Source organism: Pseudomonas sp. CFBP 8758 (assembly GCF_014841725.1).
In the GTDB taxonomy this organism is placed as follows: domain Bacteria; phylum Pseudomonadota; class Gammaproteobacteria; order Pseudomonadales; family Pseudomonadaceae; genus Aquipseudomonas; species Aquipseudomonas baltica.
In genome coordinates this window covers 543,286-562,464 of record NZ_JACYUK010000001.1, presented here as the reverse complement: position 1 = coordinate 562,464, position 19,179 = coordinate 543,286, and the positions used below count along the sequence as shown (strand labels likewise).

The window sequence follows — 19,179 nt, the reverse complement described above, 5'->3', positions numbered from 1 at the left end:
GATGGTGCGGACGAAGAGACTCGAACTCTTACACCTTGCGGCGCTGGAACCTAAATCCAGTGTGTCTACCAATTCCACCACGTCCGCGTGTAGCTTTTAAAGCAAAGGCGCCGGATCGGTAAGAATCGGGCGCCTTTCGGAATATGGGGTGGACGATGGGGATCGAACCCACGACAACAGGAGTCACAATCCTGTGCTCTACCAACTGAGCTACGCCCACCATATTGCGTTTACTGCGTTACTTGTGCCAAAGCTGCCTAATGGCGCACCCGGCAGGACTCGAACCTGCGACCATCCGCTTAGAAGGCGGATGCTCTATCCAGCTGAGCTACGGGCGCTTTTGAGTCTGTAGTCCTTGCAGATTACAAATCCAGAGCTTCAGTCGGTGATGACAAACAAGCCTTGAAACCGCCTGTTTTGCTCTACCTTCTTCACCAGTGCTAGGCCCTGCCCGACAAGTGCGACGAATGTTATAGGCGAGCCTTGGGGTCGTCAACTCTTTTTTGAAAAAAATTCATTTAATTAAAGGGCTTAGGAGGTTTCGCGAAGCAAGCGCCTTTGCCCTGGGCGTGCGACATGCGAGAATGCGCGCACATTTTCATTCCTTTTCGATGGTTAATCACGCGTCATGACTGCACAACTTATCGACGGCAAGACGATCGCCGCCAACCTGCGTCGGCAGATCGCTCATCAGGTTGCCGAGCGTCGTCGGCAAGGCCTGCGCACGCCGGGCCTTGCGGTGATTCTGGTGGGTACCGACCCCGCGTCCCAGGTCTATGTTTCGCACAAGCGCAAGGACTGCGAGGAAGTCGGTTTCGTTTCCCGGGCCTTCGACCTGCCGAGCACCACCTCGCAGATTGAGCTCGAGACGCTGATCGACACGCTTAACGCCGACACCGAGATCGACGGCATTCTGTTGCAGTTGCCGCTGCCCGAGCATCTGGACGCCTCGCTGCTGCTCGAGCGCATCCGTCCGGACAAGGACGTCGATGGTTTCCATCCCTATAACGTCGGCCGCCTGGCCCAGCGCATTCCGTTGCTGCGTCCGTGCACGCCCAAGGGCATCATGGCCCTGCTGGAAAGCACTGGCCAGGATCTGTATGGCATGGACGCGGTAGTGGTGGGTGCCTCCAACATCGTTGGACGACCCATGGCCATGGAGTTGCTGCTGGCAGGCTGCACCGTGACCGTGACCCATCGGTTCACCAGGGACCTGGCGGGCCACGTGGGCCGCGCCGATCTGGTGGTGGTTGCCGCGGGCAAGCCAGGGCTGGTGAAGGGCGAATGGATCAAGGAAGGTGCGATCGTGATCGACGTGGGCATCAACCGTCAGGCCGATGGCAAGCTGGTGGGCGACGTGGTGTATGACACTGCCCTGCCCCGTGCCGGCTGGATCACTCCAGTCCCAGGCGGCGTAGGTCCGATGACCCGCGCCTGCCTGCTGGAAAACACCCTGTATGCAGCAGAAACGCTGCACCAGTGACGTAAACGATGCGCGCTGCATCCGATGCACCGCAGCGCGGCTTTCGCGGCCGCTGACCGCTCCTACGGGGGCATCCATCTTCCGTAGGAGCGGCCTGTGGCCGCGAAAAGAACGGCGCGGTGTGGCAGGCCAATCGCAGCGCGGCTTTCGCGGCCGCTGACCGCTCCTACGGGGGCATCCATCTTCCGTAGGAGCGGCCTGTGGCCGCGAAAAGAACGGCGCGGTGTGGCAGGCCAATCGCAGCGCGGCTTTCGCGGCCGCTGACCGCGCCTGCGGGGCATCAATCTTCCGTGGGAGCGGCCTGTGGCCGCGAAAAGAACGGCGCGGTGTGGCAGGCCAATCGCAGCGCGGCTTTCGCGGCCGCTGACCGCTCCTACGGGGGCATCCATCTTCCGTAGGAGCGGCCTGTGGCCGCGAAAAGGACAGCGCGGTGTGGCAGGCCAATCACAGCGCGGCTTTCGCGGCCGCTGAGCGCTCCTACGGGGGTATCCATCTTCCGTAGGAGCGGCCTGTGGCCGCGAAAAGAACGGCGCGGTGTGGCAGGCCAATCGGAGCGCGGCTTTCCTGGCCGCTGACCGCGCCTGCGGCTACTTTCTTGCATCCTCCCACGACTTGACCAGTTCGGCGTAGCCCACGGTTTGACCCTGAGGTTTTTCGTTGGCCAGTTTGGGCTTGGGTGCGCCGGGCTGGTCGAACCAGTACTGGGCGTCGCGCTCGGGGTTCATCTTCGGCCCGCACACGGGTTGCACCTTGCTGCGTTCCAGGCGCGTCATGATCGCATCCTGATCCTTGGCCAGGCCATCGAGCGCCTGCTGTGGGGTCTTCTCGCCGCTGGCTGCCTCGGAAATGTGGCTCCACCACAACTGCGCCAGACGCGGATAGTCAGGCACGTTGGTGCCGGTCGGGGTCCATTGCACGCGAGCCGGGCTGCGGTAGAACTCCACCAGGCCACCCAGCTTCGGTGCCAGATCGGTCATGGCCTGGGAATTGATGTCCGATTCGCGAATCGGCGTCAGGCCGACGATGGTCTTTTTCAGCGACACCGTCTTCGACGTCACGAATTGCGCATACAGCCATGCCGCCAGGCGCTGTTTCTCGGGCGTCGACTTGAGGAAGGTCCAGGCGCCGGTGTCCTGATACCCCAGCTTCATGCCCTCTTCCCAGTACGGGCCCTTGGGCGAAGGTGCCATGCGCCATTTCGGTGTGCCATCGCCATTCATCACCGGCAGGCCAGGCTTGGTCATGTCTGCAGTGAAAGCGGTGTACCAGAAGATCTGCTGGGCGATGTTGCCCTGGGCCGGTACCGGGCCGGATTCGGAGAAGGTCATGCCCTGAGCTTCGGGCGGTGCGTAGGCACGCATCCAGTCGACGTATTTCTGCGTCGCATAGACGGCTGCCGGGCCGTTGGTGTCGCCGCCACGGGTCACGCTGGAACCCACCGGATGGCAGTCCTCCACGCGAATGCCCCACTCGTCCACCGGCAAGCCGTTGGGCAGGCCCTTGTCGCCACCGCCGGCCATGGAGAACCAGGCATCGGTGAAGCGCCAGCCCAGCGAGGGGTCTTTCTTGCCGTAGTCCATGTGCCCGTAGATGCGTTTGCCGTCGATCTCCTTGACGTCCTCGGAGAAGAACTTGGCGATGTCCTCGTAAGCCGACCAGTTGACCGGGACACCGAGCTCGTAGCCGTAGATTTCCTTGAACTTCTTCTTCAGTTCCGGGCGCTCGAACCAGTCGGCACGGAACCAGTACAGGTTGGCGAATTGCTGGTCGGGCAGTTGATAGACCTTGCCGTCGGGCGCGGTGGTGAACGAGATGCCGATGAAATCCTTGAGATCGAGCGTCGGCGAGGTAGCCTTCTTGCCCTCGGGACTGGCCATCATGTCGGTGATCGATTCGCTCTTGCCGTAGCGAAAGTGGGTACCGATCAAATCCGAATCGTTGACCCAGCCATCGTAGATGTTCTTGTCCGACTGCATCTGCGTCTGCAGCTTCTCGACCACATCGCCTTCCTGCAACAGGTCGTGGGTGAGCTTGATCCCGGTGATCTCGCTGAACGCCTTGGCCAGGGTCTTGGCTTCGTATTCATGGGTGGTGAGGGTTTCGGACACCACGTTGATGCTCATGCCTCGGAACGGCTTGGCGGCCTCGATGAACCATTGCATCTCCGCCATCTGCTGCTCGGGCGTGAGGGTGGATGGCTTGAATTCGGCGCCTACCCATTTCTTCGCGGCGTCTTCATAGGCATCCGCCCAAGCCGCGGCGCTCAGCCCGGCGCACGCCAGCGCGGTCGCCAGGGCAATGCTATGTCGCAGTTTGTTGTTGTTCTTGTACATAGTGACCTCCTGTTTGGAATTTTTGCGTCGCGCAGACCCGTGTGGCTCAGCCCCAACGCATTACCGCCAGCAACCACACCAGGGACAGCGCCGAGGCGACCCAGATGCTCCAGTCGGTAACGCCGATCACCAGCAGGTGCAGGTAGGCGCTACCGAGAAGACCGATGAACAACCGATCGCCGCGAGTGGTCGCGATCGGCAGGAACCCGCGCCGCTCGGTGCAGGGCGAGCGCAATTCGTAGAACGTCATGCCGGCGAGCAACAGCGCGATGGCGCCGAAGAACAGGGCAGTCGGTAGAGTCCAGGCCATCCACTCCATCACAGGCTCCTCATACGCGGCCCAGGGCGAAGCCCTTGGCCACATGGTTGCGAACGAACCAGATCACCAGCATGCCGGGCACGATGGTCAGCACGCCGGCCGCGGCCAGCACACCCCAGTCGATGCCCGAGGCTGAAACGGTACGGGTCATCACCGCCGCGATCGGCTTGGCATTGACCGAAGTCAGGGTGCGCGCCAGGAGCAATTCCACCCACGAGAACATGAAGCAGAAGAAGGCCGTTACACCGATACCCGAGCCAATCAGCGGCATGAAGATCTTCACGAAGAATTTCGGAAAGCTGTAGCCATCGATGTAGGCGGTTTCGTCGATCTCCTTCGGCACGCCGGACATGAAGCCTTCGAGAATCCACACCGCCAGCGGTACGTTGAACAGGCAGTGCGCGAGCGCGACGGCGATGTGCGTGTCGAACAGGCCGATGGATGAGTACAGCTGGAAAAACGGCAGCAGGAACACCGCAGGCGGCGCCATGCGGTTGGTCAGCAGCCAGAAGAACAGGTGCTTGTCGCCTAGAAAGCGGTAACGCGAAAACGCATAGGCCGCCGGCAGCGCGACGCTGAGCGAGATCAGCGTGTTGAGGCTCACGTAGTACAGCGAATTGATGTAGCCGGTGTACCAGCTGGGGTCGGTGAAGATCACCCGATAGTTGGCCAGGGTGAATTCGTGGGGAAACAGGGTCAGCCCACCGAGGATCTCACCGTTGCTCTTGAACGACATGTTCAGCAACCAGTAGATGGGCACCAGCAAAAACAGGATGTACAGCAGCAGGGGGATCAGTTTGCGCTTGCTCATGGCTGCCTCAACCTTGCTTGTCGTTGTGGGTCATGGCTGTATAGAACAGCCATGACACCAGCAGGATGATCAGGAAGTACACCAGCGAGAAGGCCGCGGCCGGGCCGAGGTCGAACTGACCCACGGCCATCTGCGTCAGGGTCTGGCTGAGGAACGTGGTGGCGTTGCCCGGGCCGCCACCGGTCAGCACGAAGGGTTCGGTGTAGATCATGAAACTGTCCATGAAGCGCAGCATGACCGCGATCAGCAGCACGCTTTTCATCTTCGGCAACTGGATGTGGCGGAACACCGCCCAGTTCGAGGCGCGGTCGATACGCGCAGCCTGGTAGTAGACGTCGGGGATGGCGCGCAGGCCCGAATAGCACAGCAGCGCCACCAGCGAAGTCCAGTGCCACACATCCATGACCAGCACCGTGACCCAGGCGTCCACGGTGTTGGACGCATAGTTGTAGCTGATGCCCATGGCGTTGAGCGTGTAGCCCAGCAAGCCGATGTCGGCGCGGCCGAAGATCTGCCAGATGGTGCCTACCACGTTCCACGGAATCAGCAGCGGAATGGCCATGACGATCAGGCACAGCGACGACCAGCGGCCCTTGGCCGGCATGGTGAGGGCGATGGCGATGCCCAGGGGTATCTCGATCAGCAGTACGCAGCCCGAATAGATGAACTGGCGCAGCAGCGAATCGTGCAGGCGCGGGTCCTGCAGGACCTGACGGTACCAGTCGGCGCCAACGAAGTAGCGGCTGGACTGGTCGAAGATGTCCTGCACCGAATAGTTGACCACGGTCATCATCGGAATCACGGCGCTGAACGCCACCAGCAGGAACACCGGCAGCACCAGCCACCAGGCCTTGTTGTTCTGAACCTTGTTCATGGCTTCACCTCCAGCAGGCGGTCATCGGCATAGACCATCAGCCACTGCGCGGGAAAGCTGATGAACACCGTGCCCTCGGGCACGGTGCGGTCCTCGGGCAAACGCACCTTGAAGGTCTGGCCGCCGAGCAGCAGGGTGAGAATCTTGTAGGTGCCCAGGTCTTCCAGATGGACCCGTTCGCTGTGCAGGGCCGCCTCGAAGCCTTCGTCCCAGACCCGGATGAACTCCGGACGGATGCCGATCTGCAGGCGTTGCCAGCCGCCCTGGGCAACGCGCGCCTGCAAGGCCTCCGACAAGGGCACATGAATGCCGCCGAAACCGACCCCGCCACGCTCGGGCTGGACATCGACGAGGTTCATGCCGGGGCTGCCGATGAAGTAGCCGACGAAGGTGTGCGCCGGTCGCTCGAACAGCTCGCGCGGGGTGCCGAACTGGACGATCTGACCGCCGTACATGACCGCGATCTTGTCGGCGAAGGTGGATGCCTCGAGCTGGTCGTGGGTGACGTAGACCATGGTGATGTTGAACTGCTCGTGGATCTGCTTGAGCTTGCGCCGCAGTTTCCATTTCAGGTGCGGGTCGATGACCGTCAGCGGTTCATCGAAGAGGATCGCCGAGACGTCGTCCCGCACCAGGCCACGGCCCATCGACACCTTTTGCTTCTCGTCGGCGCTGAGGTTGCGCGCCTTGCGCTGCAGCAGGCGCTGCAGATCGAGCACTTCGGCCACTTCCTGTACCCGAGCGTGAACCTGTTCCTCGGACTTGCCCTGGTTACGCAAGGGGAATGCCAGGTTGTCGAATACCGTCATGGTGTCGTACACCACCGGGAACTGGAACACCTGGGCGATGTTGCGCTGCTCGGGCGGCAGTTCGTTGACCACTTTGCCGTCGAACAGCACCTGCCCGTGGGACGGGCTGAGCAACCCGGAAATGATATTGAGCAAGGTGGATTTGCCGCACCCGGACGGGCCGAGCAAGGCATAGGCGCCGCCCTGCTCCCAGATGTGATCCATCTCGCGGATGGCATAGTCTTCGGGCCCCGCCGGGTGGGCGCTGTAGCTGTGGGCCAGGTGCTGCAGACGTATCTCGGCCATCAGGCAGCCCTCGCTACACGCAGGCCGGGGGCCTGGACCAGTTGCCCGTCGAGATGGAACACGAACAGCTTGTGGGTCGGGATGTACACCGGGATGGCTGCGTCCACTGCATAGTCGTGAACGCCCGGCAGGTGCAGCACCAGCGAAAAGTACTCGTTGCGTACGTGCAGGAAGGTTTCCGAGCCGCTGATTTCCGCAAGTTCCACGGTGACCGCCAGCTCCAGGTCATCGTCGTTGCTGGGTGTCAGGCCGATGTGGCTGGGTCGTACGCCGAAGCGGTAATCGCCATCGGGGACCCCGGACAAGTCGAGATTGCGGGCGAAGTGCACGAAGTTGGCGAAGCTGACCTCCTGGCCACCGATGCGACCTTCGATCAGGTTGATCGGCGGTTCGGAAAACAGCTCGGCCGCCAGCACCGTGGCTGGCCGGTGGTAGACCTCCGGCGTTCTGCCACTCTGGATCACCCGCCCCTCGTGAAGAATGGTGGTGGTGCCGCCCAACGCCAGGGCTTCGTTGGGCTCGGTGGTGGCGTACACGGCAATGGTATGGCGGGTCAGGAACAGTTCGCGCATTTCGAAACGAAGTTCTTCGCGCAGCTTGTAGTCCAGGTTCACCAGCGGTTCGTCGAACAGGATCAGCTCGGCATCCTTGACCAGCGCGCGGGCCATGGCCGTACGCTGCTGCTGGCCACCGGACAATTCCAGCGGGTGGCGCTTGAGGAACGGCTCGATACGCAACATGCGTGCGGTCTGCAGCACACGCTCCTCGATCTGCTCGCGGGCCATGCCTGCCTGGCGCAACGGCGAGGCAATGTTGTCGAAAACCGTCATGGTCGGGTAGTTGATGAACTGCTGATAGACCATGGAGACGTTGCGCTGGCGCACCGGCTTGCCGGTCACGTCCACACCGTTCATCAACACCCGGCCCTGGTCGGGTTTGTCCAGGCCGGCCATCAGGCGCATCAAGCTGGTCTTGCCGGACAACGTGCGCCCCAGGAGGACATTGAACGAACCGGGTTCCAGCACCAGCGATGCATTGTCGATGTACAGCTGATTTTCCACACGACGAGTGACCTGCTCGAGCACAAGGGACATGGCGGCGCCTTTTTTATTATCGGAAGCGGTTGCGGCTTCGCATCGGTACGACTGCTGGCAAACCCAGAGCGATAAGCGTGCCAATTGCCGCCAGTCAAGGCTGAAAGCGCCAGCCAAACGGTTCGAGGGTATGTGTCACAGGCAAGCGGGGTTCATCACTGAACAAAAATGAACGCCTGGCGCATTGACAATGAACAACCGTGAACAACACTGCATGAACAAAAACAACAAGGCCGTGTGCCGGGATACTCGAACCATGTCCGTATCCAATCCAATGCTTGCCCATGACCGGCTCATCCACGACTCCTGGGCACGCTGTCGCGAAGCGGGGCTTGAGCACCATCACGCGCCGCGCTTCGAGCCGCTGCCACGGGCCGCGCTGCAACAAATCCTCGAACGCCACCAGGCGCTGCTGCACACCACCCATCGCGAGGTGTTGCCCTACTACGAACACATCCTGGGCAATTCGCGCTGCCTGATTCGGCTGGCCGACCCGCAGGCGCGCGTGCTCAGGTCGTGGGGAGAGCAGCCGGGCGCTACCCACAGCCATGCAGGTTTCGTCCCCGGCGCGTCCTGGCTGGAAACGTCGGCCGGGACCAATCCGATCGGCACTGCGCTGGCCTGCCGCCAGGCCGTGCACGTCGAGCCCGACGAGCACTTTCTGCTTGCCAACCGCTTGATGAACGGCTCGGCGTCACCGATCTTCGACGCGCAACGGCAAATGGTCGCGGTGTTGGACGTTTCCAGCGACAGTCACCTGCCGCCTTCGCACACGCTCGGGTTGGTGAAGATGATGAGCCAGACGGTGGAGAATCGCCTGATTCTCGAGGCGTTCGCCGACCGGCATCACCAATTGATCTTCAATACCGGAGTCAACAACCTCGACAGCCAGTGGGCCGGACTGCTGGTGTTCGACGACAGCGGTTGCGTGCTGGCGGCCAATCGTCGTGCCGACAGCCTGCTGGGTGTCGAGCTTCCGGGGTTGACCGTGCAGCAGGTGTTCCGACTGACGCCGCAGGCACTGCTCGACCACCCGCCGGAGCGCACGTTCGCCCTGCAACCGCCAGGGCGCAACCGGTTGCAGTGTCTGCTCAAGAAGCCGATTTTACCGTGCCCGGCGCCGGCTGCAGCGCAACGTGGCACCGACCCGCGCCTGGACAAAGCCATGCAGCAGGGTCTGCGCCTGTTGGAAAAGGACGTGCCGTTGCTGCTGCGCGGCGACACCGGTACCGGCAAGGAAGTGCTGGTCAAGGCTCTGCACCGGGCCAGCAGCCGCGCGGCGTGCCCGCTGATTGCGGTCAACTGTGCGGCGATTCCCGCCGAGCTTGTGGAGTCGGAACTGTTTGGCTACGAGCGTGGTGCCTTCACCGGTGCCAGCCAGAAGGGCAGCCCTGGCCTGGTGCGCAAAGCCGACAAGGGCATTCTGTTCCTCGACGAGATCGGCGACATGCCGTTGCCGACCCAGGCGCGGCTGCTGCGCGTATTGCAGGAGCGCTGCATCCAGCCGCTGGGCTGTGGCGACCCGATACCGGTCGACATTCGTCTGATTTCCGCGACCCATGAGGATCTGCGCCAGCGGGTGCAGGCCGGTTTGTTCCGCGAAGACCTCTACTACCGCCTGGCTGGCATGACCCTGCACCTGCCGACCCTGCACGCGCGCAGCGACAAGCGCGAGCTCATCGAACAGGTGTGGGAGTCGCACCGCGAACCCCAGCAGAGCGCCGGTTTCAGCGCCGAGGTGTGGGCCGCATTCATGGCCCACCCATGGCCTGGCAACGTGCGTCAGTTGTCTGCGGTGGTCAAGGTCGCCCTGGTCCTGGCCGATGAGGAGGTGATAGGCCTGGACCATCTGCCCGAGGATTTTCTTCGCGAGGCGGGCCAACTGCCGACGCAGGAACAGGCCTTGCCGCGCCCGCTGCTGACCCTGGCCAAGGTCAGTGACCTGGGCGAACTGTTGCAGGCCAACGACGGCAACATCTCGCGCCTGGCCAGGCGCCTGGGAGTCAGCCGCAATACGCTTTACAAGCGTCTGCGCGAACAGGGGCACGCCGGGCACGGCGGCCCTTCAGACCTTGCCGAAGGTCTGCGAGGGCCTGCGCAGGGTCGGGTCGAAGGGGTTCAGACGTGGGCCGATGGCAGCAGCTTCGCGCTTGAGCAGTTCGACCACGGTGGGTAGACGGTCGGGGCCAAGTCGATCGCTGATGGTGGCAACACTGAGGGCCGCCACCGCGTGGCCGTTGCGGTCGAGTATCGGCACCGCCAGGCCCGCCATGCCGGGCAGCACGCCGGTGTTGCGCGCGGCATAGCCGAGCTTGCGCACGCTGTCGACTTCCGAACGCAACAGCACCTCGTCGTACAGGTGCAGGTCCCTGAGCCGGGGCAGGTTGTAGTGGATCACGGTTTCGCGCTCGTCTTCGGGCAGGAACGCGAGGATCGCCAGGCTGCCTTGCCCTACCCCCAGCGCAACGCGGCCACCGATGTCGCCGGTGAAGGTGCGTATCGGGTAGGGCCCTTCGCTGCGGTCCAGGCAGATGGCATCGAAGCCACTGCGCGCCAGCAGGAACAGCGAGTCACCCAAAGACGCCGACAGCCGCAGCAGGCTGGGGCGCGCCAGTTCGCGCAGGTTGCTGCCATTGCCGGCGCGGGCGGCCAGGGCGAAGAACTCCAGGCTCAGCCGATAGCGCTTGCTGCGTACATCCTGCTCGACCATGCCCTCCTCTACCAGCCCGCGCAACAAGCGGTGCGTAGTGGGTTGCGACAGACCGATGCGCTCGGCGAGCTGGATGACGCGCTCGCCCTCGGCGGGCGCTGCCGACAATCCACGCAATACGGCAAACAACCGGGAGACACCGCCTGTGCCTGGCTCAGAATTCCGCTCAGTGGAATCGTTACTCATGTTTTATTCATCCGATTTCATTGAAAGGATTAATCTGAAAATAACCATCCGCTCAGTGAAATAAGCGCTTTCGCCATCCTAGTCTTCGTCCTACTCTGCGTCCACGGGGCGAGACCAACAATAGCCGGCAGCCGACTCAGAACGAGCGCCACCCCATTGCAGGACCCCTTTCGCCTCTGCCCTCGATCAACGCACCGCACATGCGGCCGACAACGACAGGTGGAACGCAGCCATGGCCTTTCTCGAACTTCAAGCACTGTGCAAACGCTACGGACCCGTGCAGGCCGTGGTAGCGACCGACCTGAGCGTCAGCCAGGGCGAGTTCGTCTCGCTGCTCGGCCCTTCGGGTTGCGGCAAGACCACCACGCTGCAGATGATCGCCGGCTTCGTCGATGTCACCAGCGGCCGGATCGTGCTCGACGGCCGCGATATCACCCATGCCAAACCCAGCAGCCGTGGCCTTGGCGTGGTGTTCCAGAGCTACGCGCTGTTCCCGCACATGAGCGTGCGCGACAACGTGGCCTTCGGCCTGAAGATGCGCAAGGTTGGCAGCAGCGACATCCGCACCCGTGTCGACCAGGTGCTGGCGCTGGTGCGCCTGACCGTCCATGCCGACCGTTACCCACGCGAGCTGTCCGGGGGCCAGCGCCAGCGGGTGGCCCTGGCTCGGGCCTTGGTGATCCAGCCGCCGGTGCTGCTGCTCGACGAGCCATTGTCCAACCTCGACGCGAGCCTGCGCGAGGAAATGCAGTTCGAGAGTCGCCGCATCCAGTGTGAAGTCGGCATCACCACCCTGATGGTGACCCACGACCAGGCCGAAGCCTTATCGATCAGCGACCGGGTGGTGGTGATGCAAGCCGGTCAGGTCACTCAGATCGACGAGCCCTACAAGCTCTACGAGCACCCGCGCACGCCGTTCATTTCCGGTTTCGTCGGCAAGGCCAACCTGCTGCCCGGCGAGTACGACGCGCTGGGCCAGCCCCAGGTCTTGGCACAGGCCGGGGAAGGCGAACTGATGTTGAGCCTGCGCCCGGAGAAGATCGATTTCTGCAACGCCGGTGATGGGCGCATCCAGGGCCTTATCGTGACCCGCTATTTTCTCGGCAGCCAGTGGCTGTACCGCTTGGAAACGGTGCTCGGCGAGATCACCGTGGTGCGTCGCAACGATGGCAGCGCACCGCTGGCCACCGGCGTCACTGTCGGCCTGGACTGGCCGGGCGAGCTGCTTCGCGTGCTCGCTAGCGAGGCCTGCGCATGAGCCGCGGATACCTGCTGTCGGCGCCGGCGCTGGCGCTGTTCGTCGGTCTGCTGATCGTCCCGCTGGGGCTGACCCTGGTGCTGTCGTTCAACCTGTTCGACTACGAAGTGGGGGTCAAGAGCGACAGCTACACGCTGGCCAACTACGCCGCCCTGCTCAGCGACGGCTATTTCTACGAGATTTTCTGGCGGACCTTCTGGATCAGCGCTCTGGTGACCCTGCTGTGCGTGGTGATCGGCGTGCCGGAGGCTTACATCCTCAGCCGCATGGGCACGCCGTGGCGCTCGATCTTCCTGATTCTGATCCTGACTCCGCTGCTGATTTCGGTGGTGGTGCGCGCCTTTGGCTGGAGCCTCTTGTTGGGCGCCGATGGCCTGATCAATCAGGCTATCGCAGCGCTGGGCGGGCGGCCGCTGAAAATGCTCTATACACCCTTCGCGGTGATTCTGGCGCTGGTGCATGTGATGTTGCCGTTCATGATCATCCCGGTCTGGACCTCGCTGCAGAAGCTCGACCCGGCTGCCGAGCAGGCGGCGCAATCGCTGGGCGCAAGCCAGGCCAAGGTGATGCGCATGGTGGTGCTGCCGCAGATCATGCCCGGCGTGCTGTCGGGCACGCTGATCGTCTTCGGCCTGGCGGCCAGCTCGTTCGCCATTCCCGGGCTGCTCGGCGGGCGCCGCTTGAAGATGGTCGCCACGGTGGTCTACGACCAGTACCTGTCGGAACTCAACTGGCCCATGGGCGCAACCATTGCCGTGGCGCTGTTGCTGGCCAATCTGCTGATCATGCTGTCCTGGAACCGACTGGTCGAAGGTCGCTACAAGAAAGCCCTGGGGGAATGATCGATGTCCAAGAACGGTCCGTTGGCCCTGTCGTTTCATGCCTTGGTGGTGGTGTTCATGCTGGCCCCGCTGGTGGTGGTGTGCCTGGTGGCGTTCACCCCGGAGAACACCCTTACCCTGCCCACCTCCGGGTTTTCCCTGCGCTGGTTCCGCGCCGTTTTCGAGCGCGCCGATTTCATCGATGCGTTCTATAACAGCCTGGTCCTGGCCGTGGTGGCTGCAACCCTGGCGACCCTGATCGCCGTACCGGCGGCGCTGGCGATCACCCGCTATCACTTTCCGGGACGCGACTTTCTCAATGCGCTGTTTCTGTCGCCGATCATCATTCCGCACCTGGTGCTGGGCGTGGCGATGCTGCGCCTGTTCGCTCTGATGGGGGTCAATGGCAGCTTCGTCTGGCTGATGCTGGCCCATGTGGTGGTGATCACGCCTTATGTGCTGCGTCTGGTGATCGCCGCCGCCATCGGTATCGACCGCAGCGCGGAGCAGGCGGCGGAATCGCTGGGCGCCAGCCGTTTCACCCTGTTTCGTCAGATCACCCTGCCGATGATCCTGCCGGGGGTGGCCGGGGGCTGGCTGCTGGCGTTCATCAACAGCTTCGACGAGGTGACCCTGTCGATCTTCGTTACTTCGCCCGCCACCCAGACCCTGCCAGTGCGCATGTACGTGTACGCCACCGAGTCCATCGACCCGATGATGGCGGCGGTGTCGGCGCTGGTGATCGCCTTGACCGCGGCGACCATGATTCTGCTCGACCGGGTGTATGGCCTGGACCGCGTACTGGTGGGGAAAAACTGATGGCTTTGTTCAAGCGGCTGGCCGAACTCGATCGCGCGTCGGTACCCTTCACCCTCGATGGACAAGCGGTGACCGGTCTGGCTGGGGATACCCTGCTGGTCGCAGTACTGACCTGCGTCGAGCACCTGCGCGGCAGCGACTTCAGTGCCCAGGCCCGTGCCGGTTTCTGCCTGATGGGCGCCTGCCAGGATTGCTGGGTGCGCTTGGGCGACGGCCGCCGCGTGCGCGCCTGTGCCACGCCACTGGAAGCCGGCATGCAGGTCGACCGCGAACCGGGGCGGCGCTCGTGAACGCGGTGGTGATCGTCGGCGCCGGACCGGCCGGCATCCGTGCCGCGCAGACCCTGGCCGCCCATGGCCTGCGCCCGTGCCTGGTGGACGAAGCCTTGCAGGGCGGCGGCCAGGTCTATCGCCGGGCACCGGGCAACTTTCAACGTCCTGCCAGCCAGCTCTATGGCTTCGAAGCGCGCAAGGCAGGTGCGGTGCATCAGGCGCTGGACGCGCTGCGTGGGCAGATCGACTACCGACCCGACACATTGGTGTGGAACGCCGAGGATGGCTACCTGCACACGCTCAACCAGCAGCGCGTCGGCACCGTCAAGTATGACCGCCTGTTGATCGCCACCGGCGCTACCGACCGCATCCTGCCGGTGCCGGGTTGGACCTTGCCCGGTGCCTACAGCCTCGGCGCTGCGCAGATTGCCTTGAAGGCCCAGGGGTGCGCCATTGGCGAGCAGGTGGTGTTCGCCGGCAGTGGGCCGTTGCTGTATCTGGTGGCCTACCAATACGCCAAGGCCGGCGCGCGGGTGCTGGCGGTACTGGACAGCTCGCCGTTCGCTGCTCAGGTCGCAGCCCTGCCCCGGCTGCTGCGTCAGCCCTTGACCCTGGCCAAGGGCTTGTACTATCGGGGCTGGTTGACCGCCCACGGGATCGCCGTGCATCAGGGCGCGAACCTGGTCACGGTCGAGGGCCAGCGCAGGGTCGAAGCCGTCACCTGGCAGCAAGGTGGCAAACGACACACCCTGGCCTGTGACGGGTTGGCCTTCGCTCACGCGCTGCGCAGCGAAACGCAACTGGCCGACCTGCTCGGTTGCGCGTTTACCTGGAGCGCGCTCAACCGGGCCTGGCTGCCGAGCCGCGACCAGGCCGGACGCAGCAGCGTGCCGGGGGTCTACCTGGCCGGTGATGGCGCTGGGATCATGGGCGCCGATGCGGCAGAAATGGCGGGCGAGCGCGCCGCCCTGGCCCTGCTCGAAGACCTGGGTGTGGCCATCGACGCCAGGCGTGGCGCGCACCTGCAAAGGCAACTGGCGCGCATCCAAGGGTTTCGTGCCGGCCTGGAAGACGCATTCCCGTTCCCCGAGGACTGGGCTCGCCAGGCGCCCGATGAACTGATGCTGTGCCGATGCGAGGAAGTCAGCGTCGGCGAGGTACGCGGGGTGGTCGCCCAGGGCCATACCGATATCAACCGAGTCAAAGCCCATTGCCGGGTCGGCATGGGCAGGTGCCAGGGGCGCATGTGTAGCAGCGCCACCGTGGAAATCATTGCCCAGGCCGCCGCGTGCCCGCCGCAGGAAGTGGGTCGCCTGCGCGCGCAGGCGCCCATCAAGCCGCTGCCCTTCGGTGTGGAGGTGCAGCCTTGAGCCAGGTCTGCGAAACCGATGTGATCATCGTCGGCGGCGGAATCGTCGGTGCTTCGGCAGCCTTGATGCTGGCGCTGCGCGGTCAGCGGGTGGTATTGCTGGAGCGCGACTTCTGCGGCTCGCGGTCCAGCGGCGTGAACTACGGTGGCGTGCGCCGTCAGGGCCGTTCGCTGGTGCAATTGCCGCTGTCGCAGCGCGCCCATGAACTGTGGAGCGACCTGCCCGGGCTGATCGGCATCGACGGCGAGTACGTGCGTTCCGGTCATCTCAAGCTGGCCCGCAGCGACGCCGACATGGCCCGTCTGCAAGCCTGGGCCGACGCCGCCGCGGATTTCGATCTGGGGGTGGAGCTGCTCGATCGTGGTCAGTTGCGCCGGCGTTTTGCCTGGGTGGGCGACGTGGCCGTGGGTGCGTCGCTGTGCAGCGCCGATGGGCATGCCAACCCACGCCTGGTATCGCCCGCCTTCGCGGCAGCGGCCAGGCGTGCCGGTGCACGGATCGTCGAGCAGGTGCAGCCGTTGGCCTTCGACCATGACGGCCAGGCGTTCGTGCTGGCCTGCAGCAACGGCGAACGGCTGCGCGCGCCCTGGCTGCTCAACTGTGCCGGGGCCTGGGCGAACCACATCGCCGAACAGTTCGGCGAGCAGGTACCGATGACCAGTGGCCACCCGGCAATGCTGGTGACCGAACCGCTGCCTGTGGTCATGGACGTCAGCACCGGGGTCGAGGGCGGTGGCATCTACGCGCGCCAGGTGGCACGGGGCAATTGCATGCTCGGCGGCGGGCAGGGTTTCGCCGTGGACACGGTGCGGGCACGCCCCGGTCAGCTAGCCACCCTGGATATCCTGCGCAACGCCGTCGAGTTGTACCCGTTCCTGCACGGCGCGCAGGCGATCCGTACCTGGAGCGGAACCGAAGGCTACCTGCCCGACCGCGAGCCGGTGATCGGCCACAGCCTGGCGCAGCCGGGCCTGATCCACGCCTTCGGCTTTGCCGGAGCCGGTTTCCAGATCGGCCCGGCAGTCGGTGAAGCCTTGTCGCAACTGATCGTCGAGGGCAGCAGTCGAGCGCCGATCGACGCGTTTTCCATCCAACGCTTTTCTCCCCTTGAACTGCATACAGGAAGGTCGCTTTCATGAAGCCAGTCAAACCTACGGTTCACGCACTCTCCCTAGCCGCCCTGCTGGCTGCCACTGGCGCACAGGCCGGGCCCACGCTCTACCTGGGCATGAACGGCGGCACCATGGAACGCCTGTACGCCGACAAAGTGCTGCCGGCGTTCGAGGAGGCCAATGATGTGAAGGTGGTTATCGTTCCGGGCACTTCTTCGGACATTCTCGCCAAGGTCCAGGCGAGCAAGGACAACCCGCAGATCCATGTGATGTTTCTCGACGACGGCATCATGTACCGCGCCATCTCCATGGGCCTGTGCGACACCCTGCAGGACAGCGACGGCCTGGCGGCCATCCCGGCCAAGGCGCGGATCAAGGATCAGGCGGCTGCGGTCAGCCTGGGGGTGACTGGGCTGGCCTACAACACGCGCCTGTTCAAGAAGAATGGCTGGGCCGCCCCCACCTCGTGGATGGACATGGCCGACAGCCGTTTCAAAGACAAACTGGTGTTCCAGTCACTCGCCTCCTCGACCTTCGGCCTGCATGGTTTCTTGATGTTCAACCGCCTGAAGGGTGGCAGCGACACTGATGTCGAACCGGGGTTCAAGGCATGGCCCAAGACGGTAGGCCCCAATGTGCTGGAGTACATCGCCAGTTCGGCGAAGATCTCCGAGATGGTGCAGACCGACGAGGCCGCGTTGTTTCCGCTCACACCGACTCAGGTGACCGCCTTGAAACTGCGCGGTGTACCGGTTGAGTACGCGCAACCCAAGGAGGGCGCAGTGGTGCTCAACGTGGCGGAGTGCGTGATCGCCAAGAACGACCAGCCCGAGCTGGCCCAGAAGCTGGCGGCCTACCTGCTGAGCCCCGAGGCCCAGGCACCGGCACTGGAGGAAGGCGATCAGATACCGTCCAACCCCAATACCCCAACAACCGACAAGACCCGTGGGCAGGTGCAGGCGATGGAGAAATACCTGGAAACGGCAGTGGCCATCGACTGGGATCAGGTCAACCAGCTGCGCCCTACCTGGAACGCCCGCTGGAGCCGCTCGATCGAGCGCTAGGCCACGCACCGAGTCGCCCGTTTCGCGGCCGATGACCGCTCCTACGCAAAATCCGTAGGAGCGGTCCGTGGCCGCGAAAAGCGTGACGCGGTCCAACTGGTACACCGCAGTGCCCGGTTCGCGGTCGAGGACCGCTCCTACGGGGAATGTTGCTGTATCAGTCCGCCAGGCGCCAGGTGGTGCCGCCCTTGCCGTCTTCCAGCACAACGCCCAACGCGGTGAGCTGGTCGCGGATGCGGTCGGATTCGGCCCAGTCCTTGCCCGCTCGTGCCGCCAGACGTGCGGCGATGAGGGTGTCCACCTGGGCCGCATCGACGCGACCGGCAGCGCCGGCTTGCAGGAATTCGTCGGAGTCCAGCTGCAATACGCCGAGTAATCCACCCAATTCGCGCAGGCGACCGGCCAAGCCCGCAGCTCCGTCGACATCACTGTCACGCAAACGGTTGATCTCGCGCACCAGATCGAACAATACGGCGCAGGCTTCCGGCGTACCGAAGTCATCGTTCATGGCATTGGCAAAGCGCTCGACGAACAGCTCGCCCCCCGCTGCCGCCACTTTCGGCAAGCCCTTGAGCGCATGGTAGAACCGCTCCAGCGCGCCCTTGGCTTCCTTCAGGCTGTCTTCGGAATAGTTGATCGAACTGCGGTAGTGGCTGGACACCAGCAGGTAGCGCACCACCTCGGGCTGATACTTCTCCAGCACATCGCGAATGGTGAAGAAGTTGTTCAGCGACTTGGACATCTTCTCGCCGTTGATGCGGATCATCCCGCAGTGCAGCCAGGCGTTGGCGTACGGCTTGCCGGTGGCCGCCTCGCTCTGGGCGATCTCGTTCTCGTGGTGCGGGAATTCCAGGTCGTTGCCGCCACCATGAATATCGAAGGTGTCGCCCAGGCAGCAGGTCGACATCACCGAGCACTCGATATGCCAGCCAGGACGGCCAGGGCCCCAGGGCGACTCCCAGCTCGGCTCGCCTGGCTTGACGCCCTTCCACAGGACGAAATCGAGGGGGTCCTGCTTGGCCTCTTCCACTTCGATGCGCGCCCCGATGCGCAGGTCTTCGATCTTCTTGCGCGACAGCTTGCCGTAGCCCTGGAACTTGCCGACTCGGTAGTACACGTCGCCGTTGCCCGGCGCATAGGCATAGCCCTTGTCGATCAAGGTCTGGATCATCGCCAGCATGCCCGGGATGTGCTCGGTGGCGCGCGGCTCCTGATCCGGCTTGAGGATGTTGAGGCGCGCCTCATCCTCGTGCATCGCATCGATCATGCGCGCGGTCAGGGCATCGAAGCTTTCGCCGTTGTCCCGCGCACGGTTGATGATCTTGTCGTCGATGTCGGTGATGTTCCGCACGTAGGTCAGCTCATAGCCGCTGTAGCGCAGCCAGCGCGTGACCAGGTCGAACGCGACCATGCTGCGACCGTGGCCCAGGTGGCAGTAGTCGTACACGGTCATGCCGCATACGTACATGCGCACCTTGTTGCCATCCAGCGGCGTGAAGACCTCTTTGCTCTTGCTCAGCGTGTTGTAGATGTTCAGCACAACGATTCCTCAACTTGGC

16 protein-coding genes, 3 tRNA genes and 1 pseudogene are annotated in these 19,179 nt (G+C 63.7%); 9 read left to right on the top strand and 11 right to left on the bottom strand.

Going from position 1 to position 19,179, the window contains the following annotated elements:
• Positions 1 to 2 precede the first annotated feature (2 nt).
• The 3 genes from IFT75_RS02715 to IFT75_RS02705 all read right to left on the bottom strand — a co-directional run bounded on the left by IFT75_RS02715 (position 3) and on the right by IFT75_RS02705 (position 338).
• Positions 3 to 87: transfer RNA gene (locus IFT75_RS02715), tRNA-Leu, on the bottom strand.
• Positions 88 to 144: 57 nt separating this feature from the next.
• A tRNA-His gene (locus IFT75_RS02710) sits at positions 145 to 220 on the bottom strand.
• A 41-nt stretch (positions 221 to 261) separates the two neighbouring features.
• Positions 262 to 338 (bottom strand) — tRNA-Arg (locus IFT75_RS02705).
• Positions 339 to 628: 290 nt separating this feature from the next.
• Here IFT75_RS02705 and folD point away from each other — a divergent pair.
• Entirely contained in the window at positions 629 to 1,483 is an 855-nt protein-coding gene (gene folD / locus IFT75_RS02700) for a bifunctional methylenetetrahydrofolate dehydrogenase/methenyltetrahydrofolate cyclohydrolase FolD (protein ID WP_192053191.1), read from the top strand.
• Between the two features lie 587 nt (positions 1,484 to 2,070).
• On the opposite strand, the gene IFT75_RS02695 is transcribed toward folD, so the two are convergent.
• The 6 genes from IFT75_RS02695 to IFT75_RS02670 are packed head-to-tail and all read right to left on the bottom strand — an operon-like array spanning position 2,071 to position 8,008.
• Positions 2,071 to 3,816 (bottom strand): ABC transporter substrate-binding protein, encoded by a 1,746-nt coding sequence (locus IFT75_RS02695; protein WP_122713755.1) that lies wholly within the window; start codon positions 3,814 to 3,816, stop codon positions 2,071 to 2,073.
• Between the two features lie 46 nt (positions 3,817 to 3,862).
• Entirely contained in the window at positions 3,863 to 4,135 is a 273-nt protein-coding gene (locus tag IFT75_RS02690; RefSeq protein WP_122476019.1) for a DUF2160 domain-containing protein, read from the bottom strand.
• A 10-nt stretch (positions 4,136 to 4,145) separates the two neighbouring features.
• Positions 4,146 to 4,946, bottom strand: coding sequence for a carbohydrate ABC transporter permease (locus IFT75_RS02685; RefSeq protein ID WP_122476020.1), 801 nt, complete (start codon positions 4,944 to 4,946; stop codon positions 4,146 to 4,148).
• A gap of 7 nt (positions 4,947 to 4,953) precedes the next feature.
• Complete coding sequence (locus IFT75_RS02680; protein ID WP_122476022.1) at positions 4,954 to 5,820, bottom strand: carbohydrate ABC transporter permease; 867 nt, start codon at positions 5,818 to 5,820, stop codon at positions 4,954 to 4,956.
• Positions 5,817 to 6,914, bottom strand: coding sequence for an ABC transporter ATP-binding protein (locus IFT75_RS02675; RefSeq protein ID WP_122476023.1), 1,098 nt, complete (start codon positions 6,912 to 6,914; stop codon positions 5,817 to 5,819). Before IFT75_RS02675 ends, IFT75_RS02680 begins: the two co-directional genes overlap by 4 nt.
• The gene (locus tag IFT75_RS02670; RefSeq protein ID WP_192053189.1) at positions 6,914 to 8,008 is read right to left on the bottom strand and encodes an ABC transporter ATP-binding protein; all 1,095 of its coding nucleotides are present in this window, start codon (positions 8,006 to 8,008) and stop codon (positions 6,914 to 6,916) included. Before IFT75_RS02670 ends, IFT75_RS02675 begins: the two co-directional genes overlap by 1 nt.
• A 256-nt stretch (positions 8,009 to 8,264) precedes the next feature.
• Here IFT75_RS02670 and IFT75_RS02665 point away from each other — a divergent pair.
• Positions 8,265 to 10,049, top strand: a pseudogene (locus IFT75_RS02665) (sigma-54-dependent Fis family transcriptional regulator); the annotation flags it as partial.
• Between the two features lie 24 nt (positions 10,050 to 10,073).
• Here IFT75_RS02665 and IFT75_RS02660 read toward each other — a convergent pair.
• Entirely contained in the window at positions 10,074 to 10,904 is an 831-nt protein-coding gene (locus tag IFT75_RS02660; protein WP_192053185.1) for an IclR family transcriptional regulator, read from the bottom strand.
• 232 nt (positions 10,905 to 11,136) lie between these two features.
• On the opposite strand from IFT75_RS02660, the gene IFT75_RS02655 reads away from it, so the two are divergent.
• The 7 genes from IFT75_RS02655 to IFT75_RS02625 are packed head-to-tail and all read left to right on the top strand — an operon-like array spanning position 11,137 to position 17,620.
• A complete protein-coding gene (locus IFT75_RS02655; protein ID WP_192053183.1) occupies positions 11,137 to 12,162 on the top strand; it encodes an ABC transporter ATP-binding protein in 1,026 nt (341 codons plus the stop codon).
• On the top strand, positions 12,159 to 13,004 hold the full coding sequence (locus IFT75_RS02650; protein ID WP_122713762.1) for an ABC transporter permease: 846 nt from the start codon (positions 12,159 to 12,161) through the stop codon (positions 13,002 to 13,004). Before IFT75_RS02655 ends, IFT75_RS02650 begins: the two co-directional genes overlap by 4 nt.
• A gap of 3 nt (positions 13,005 to 13,007) precedes the next feature.
• Complete coding sequence (locus IFT75_RS02645; protein ID WP_192053181.1) at positions 13,008 to 13,802, top strand: ABC transporter permease; 795 nt, start codon at positions 13,008 to 13,010, stop codon at positions 13,800 to 13,802.
• The gene (locus IFT75_RS02640) at positions 13,802 to 14,092 is read left to right on the top strand and encodes a (2Fe-2S)-binding protein (RefSeq protein ID WP_192053179.1); all 291 of its coding nucleotides are present in this window, start codon (positions 13,802 to 13,804) and stop codon (positions 14,090 to 14,092) included. The genes IFT75_RS02645 and IFT75_RS02640 overlap by 1 nt, the downstream gene beginning before the upstream one ends.
• On the top strand, positions 14,089 to 15,444 hold the full coding sequence (locus IFT75_RS02635; RefSeq protein ID WP_192053177.1) for an FAD-dependent oxidoreductase: 1,356 nt from the start codon (positions 14,089 to 14,091) through the stop codon (positions 15,442 to 15,444). Before IFT75_RS02640 ends, IFT75_RS02635 begins: the two co-directional genes overlap by 4 nt.
• The gene (locus tag IFT75_RS02630) at positions 15,441 to 16,583 is read left to right on the top strand and encodes an NAD(P)/FAD-dependent oxidoreductase (protein ID WP_192053175.1); all 1,143 of its coding nucleotides are present in this window, start codon (positions 15,441 to 15,443) and stop codon (positions 16,581 to 16,583) included. Before IFT75_RS02635 ends, IFT75_RS02630 begins: the two co-directional genes overlap by 4 nt.
• Positions 16,580 to 17,620: an ABC transporter substrate-binding protein gene (locus tag IFT75_RS02625; protein WP_192053173.1), complete on the top strand. Its 1,041-nt coding sequence runs from the start codon at positions 16,580 to 16,582 to the stop codon at positions 17,618 to 17,620. The genes IFT75_RS02630 and IFT75_RS02625 overlap by 4 nt, the downstream gene beginning before the upstream one ends.
• A 157-nt stretch (positions 17,621 to 17,777) precedes the next feature.
• Here IFT75_RS02625 and cysS read toward each other — a convergent pair whose 3' ends face one another.
• Positions 17,778 to 19,160, bottom strand: coding sequence for a cysteine--tRNA ligase (cysS, locus tag IFT75_RS02620; protein WP_192053171.1), 1,383 nt, complete (start codon positions 19,158 to 19,160; stop codon positions 17,778 to 17,780).
• Between the last annotated feature and the right edge of the window lie 19 nt (positions 19,161 to 19,179).

Excerpts from the sequence above, each read along its gene's own strand:
- folD (WP_192053191.1), top strand. The coding sequence starts at position 629 with ATGACTGCACAACTTATCGACGGCAAGACGATCGCCGCCAACCTGCGT.
- IFT75_RS02695 (WP_122713755.1), bottom strand. The coding sequence starts at position 3,816 with ATGTACAAGAACAACAACAAACTGCGACATAGCATTGCCCTGGCGACC.
- IFT75_RS02690 (WP_122476019.1), bottom strand. The coding sequence starts at position 4,135 with ATGGAGTGGATGGCCTGGACTCTACCGACTGCCCTGTTCTTCGGCGCC.
- IFT75_RS02685 (WP_122476020.1), bottom strand. The coding sequence starts at position 4,946 with ATGAGCAAGCGCAAACTGATCCCCCTGCTGCTGTACATCCTGTTTTTG.
- IFT75_RS02680 (WP_122476022.1), bottom strand. The coding sequence starts at position 5,820 with ATGAACAAGGTTCAGAACAACAAGGCCTGGTGGCTGGTGCTGCCGGTG.
- IFT75_RS02675 (WP_122476023.1), bottom strand. The coding sequence starts at position 6,914 with ATGGCCGAGATACGTCTGCAGCACCTGGCCCACAGCTACAGCGCCCAC.
- IFT75_RS02670 (WP_192053189.1), bottom strand. The coding sequence starts at position 8,008 with ATGTCCCTTGTGCTCGAGCAGGTCACTCGTCGTGTGGAAAATCAGCTG.
- IFT75_RS02660 (WP_192053185.1), bottom strand. The coding sequence starts at position 10,904 with ATGAGTAACGATTCCACTGAGCGGAATTCTGAGCCAGGCACAGGCGGT.
- IFT75_RS02655 (WP_192053183.1), top strand. The coding sequence starts at position 11,137 with ATGGCCTTTCTCGAACTTCAAGCACTGTGCAAACGCTACGGACCCGTG.
- IFT75_RS02650 (WP_122713762.1), top strand. The coding sequence starts at position 12,159 with ATGAGCCGCGGATACCTGCTGTCGGCGCCGGCGCTGGCGCTGTTCGTC.
- IFT75_RS02645 (WP_192053181.1), top strand. The coding sequence starts at position 13,008 with ATGTCCAAGAACGGTCCGTTGGCCCTGTCGTTTCATGCCTTGGTGGTG.
- IFT75_RS02640 (WP_192053179.1), top strand. The coding sequence starts at position 13,802 with ATGGCTTTGTTCAAGCGGCTGGCCGAACTCGATCGCGCGTCGGTACCC.
- IFT75_RS02625 (WP_192053173.1), top strand. The coding sequence starts at position 16,580 with ATGAAGCCAGTCAAACCTACGGTTCACGCACTCTCCCTAGCCGCCCTG.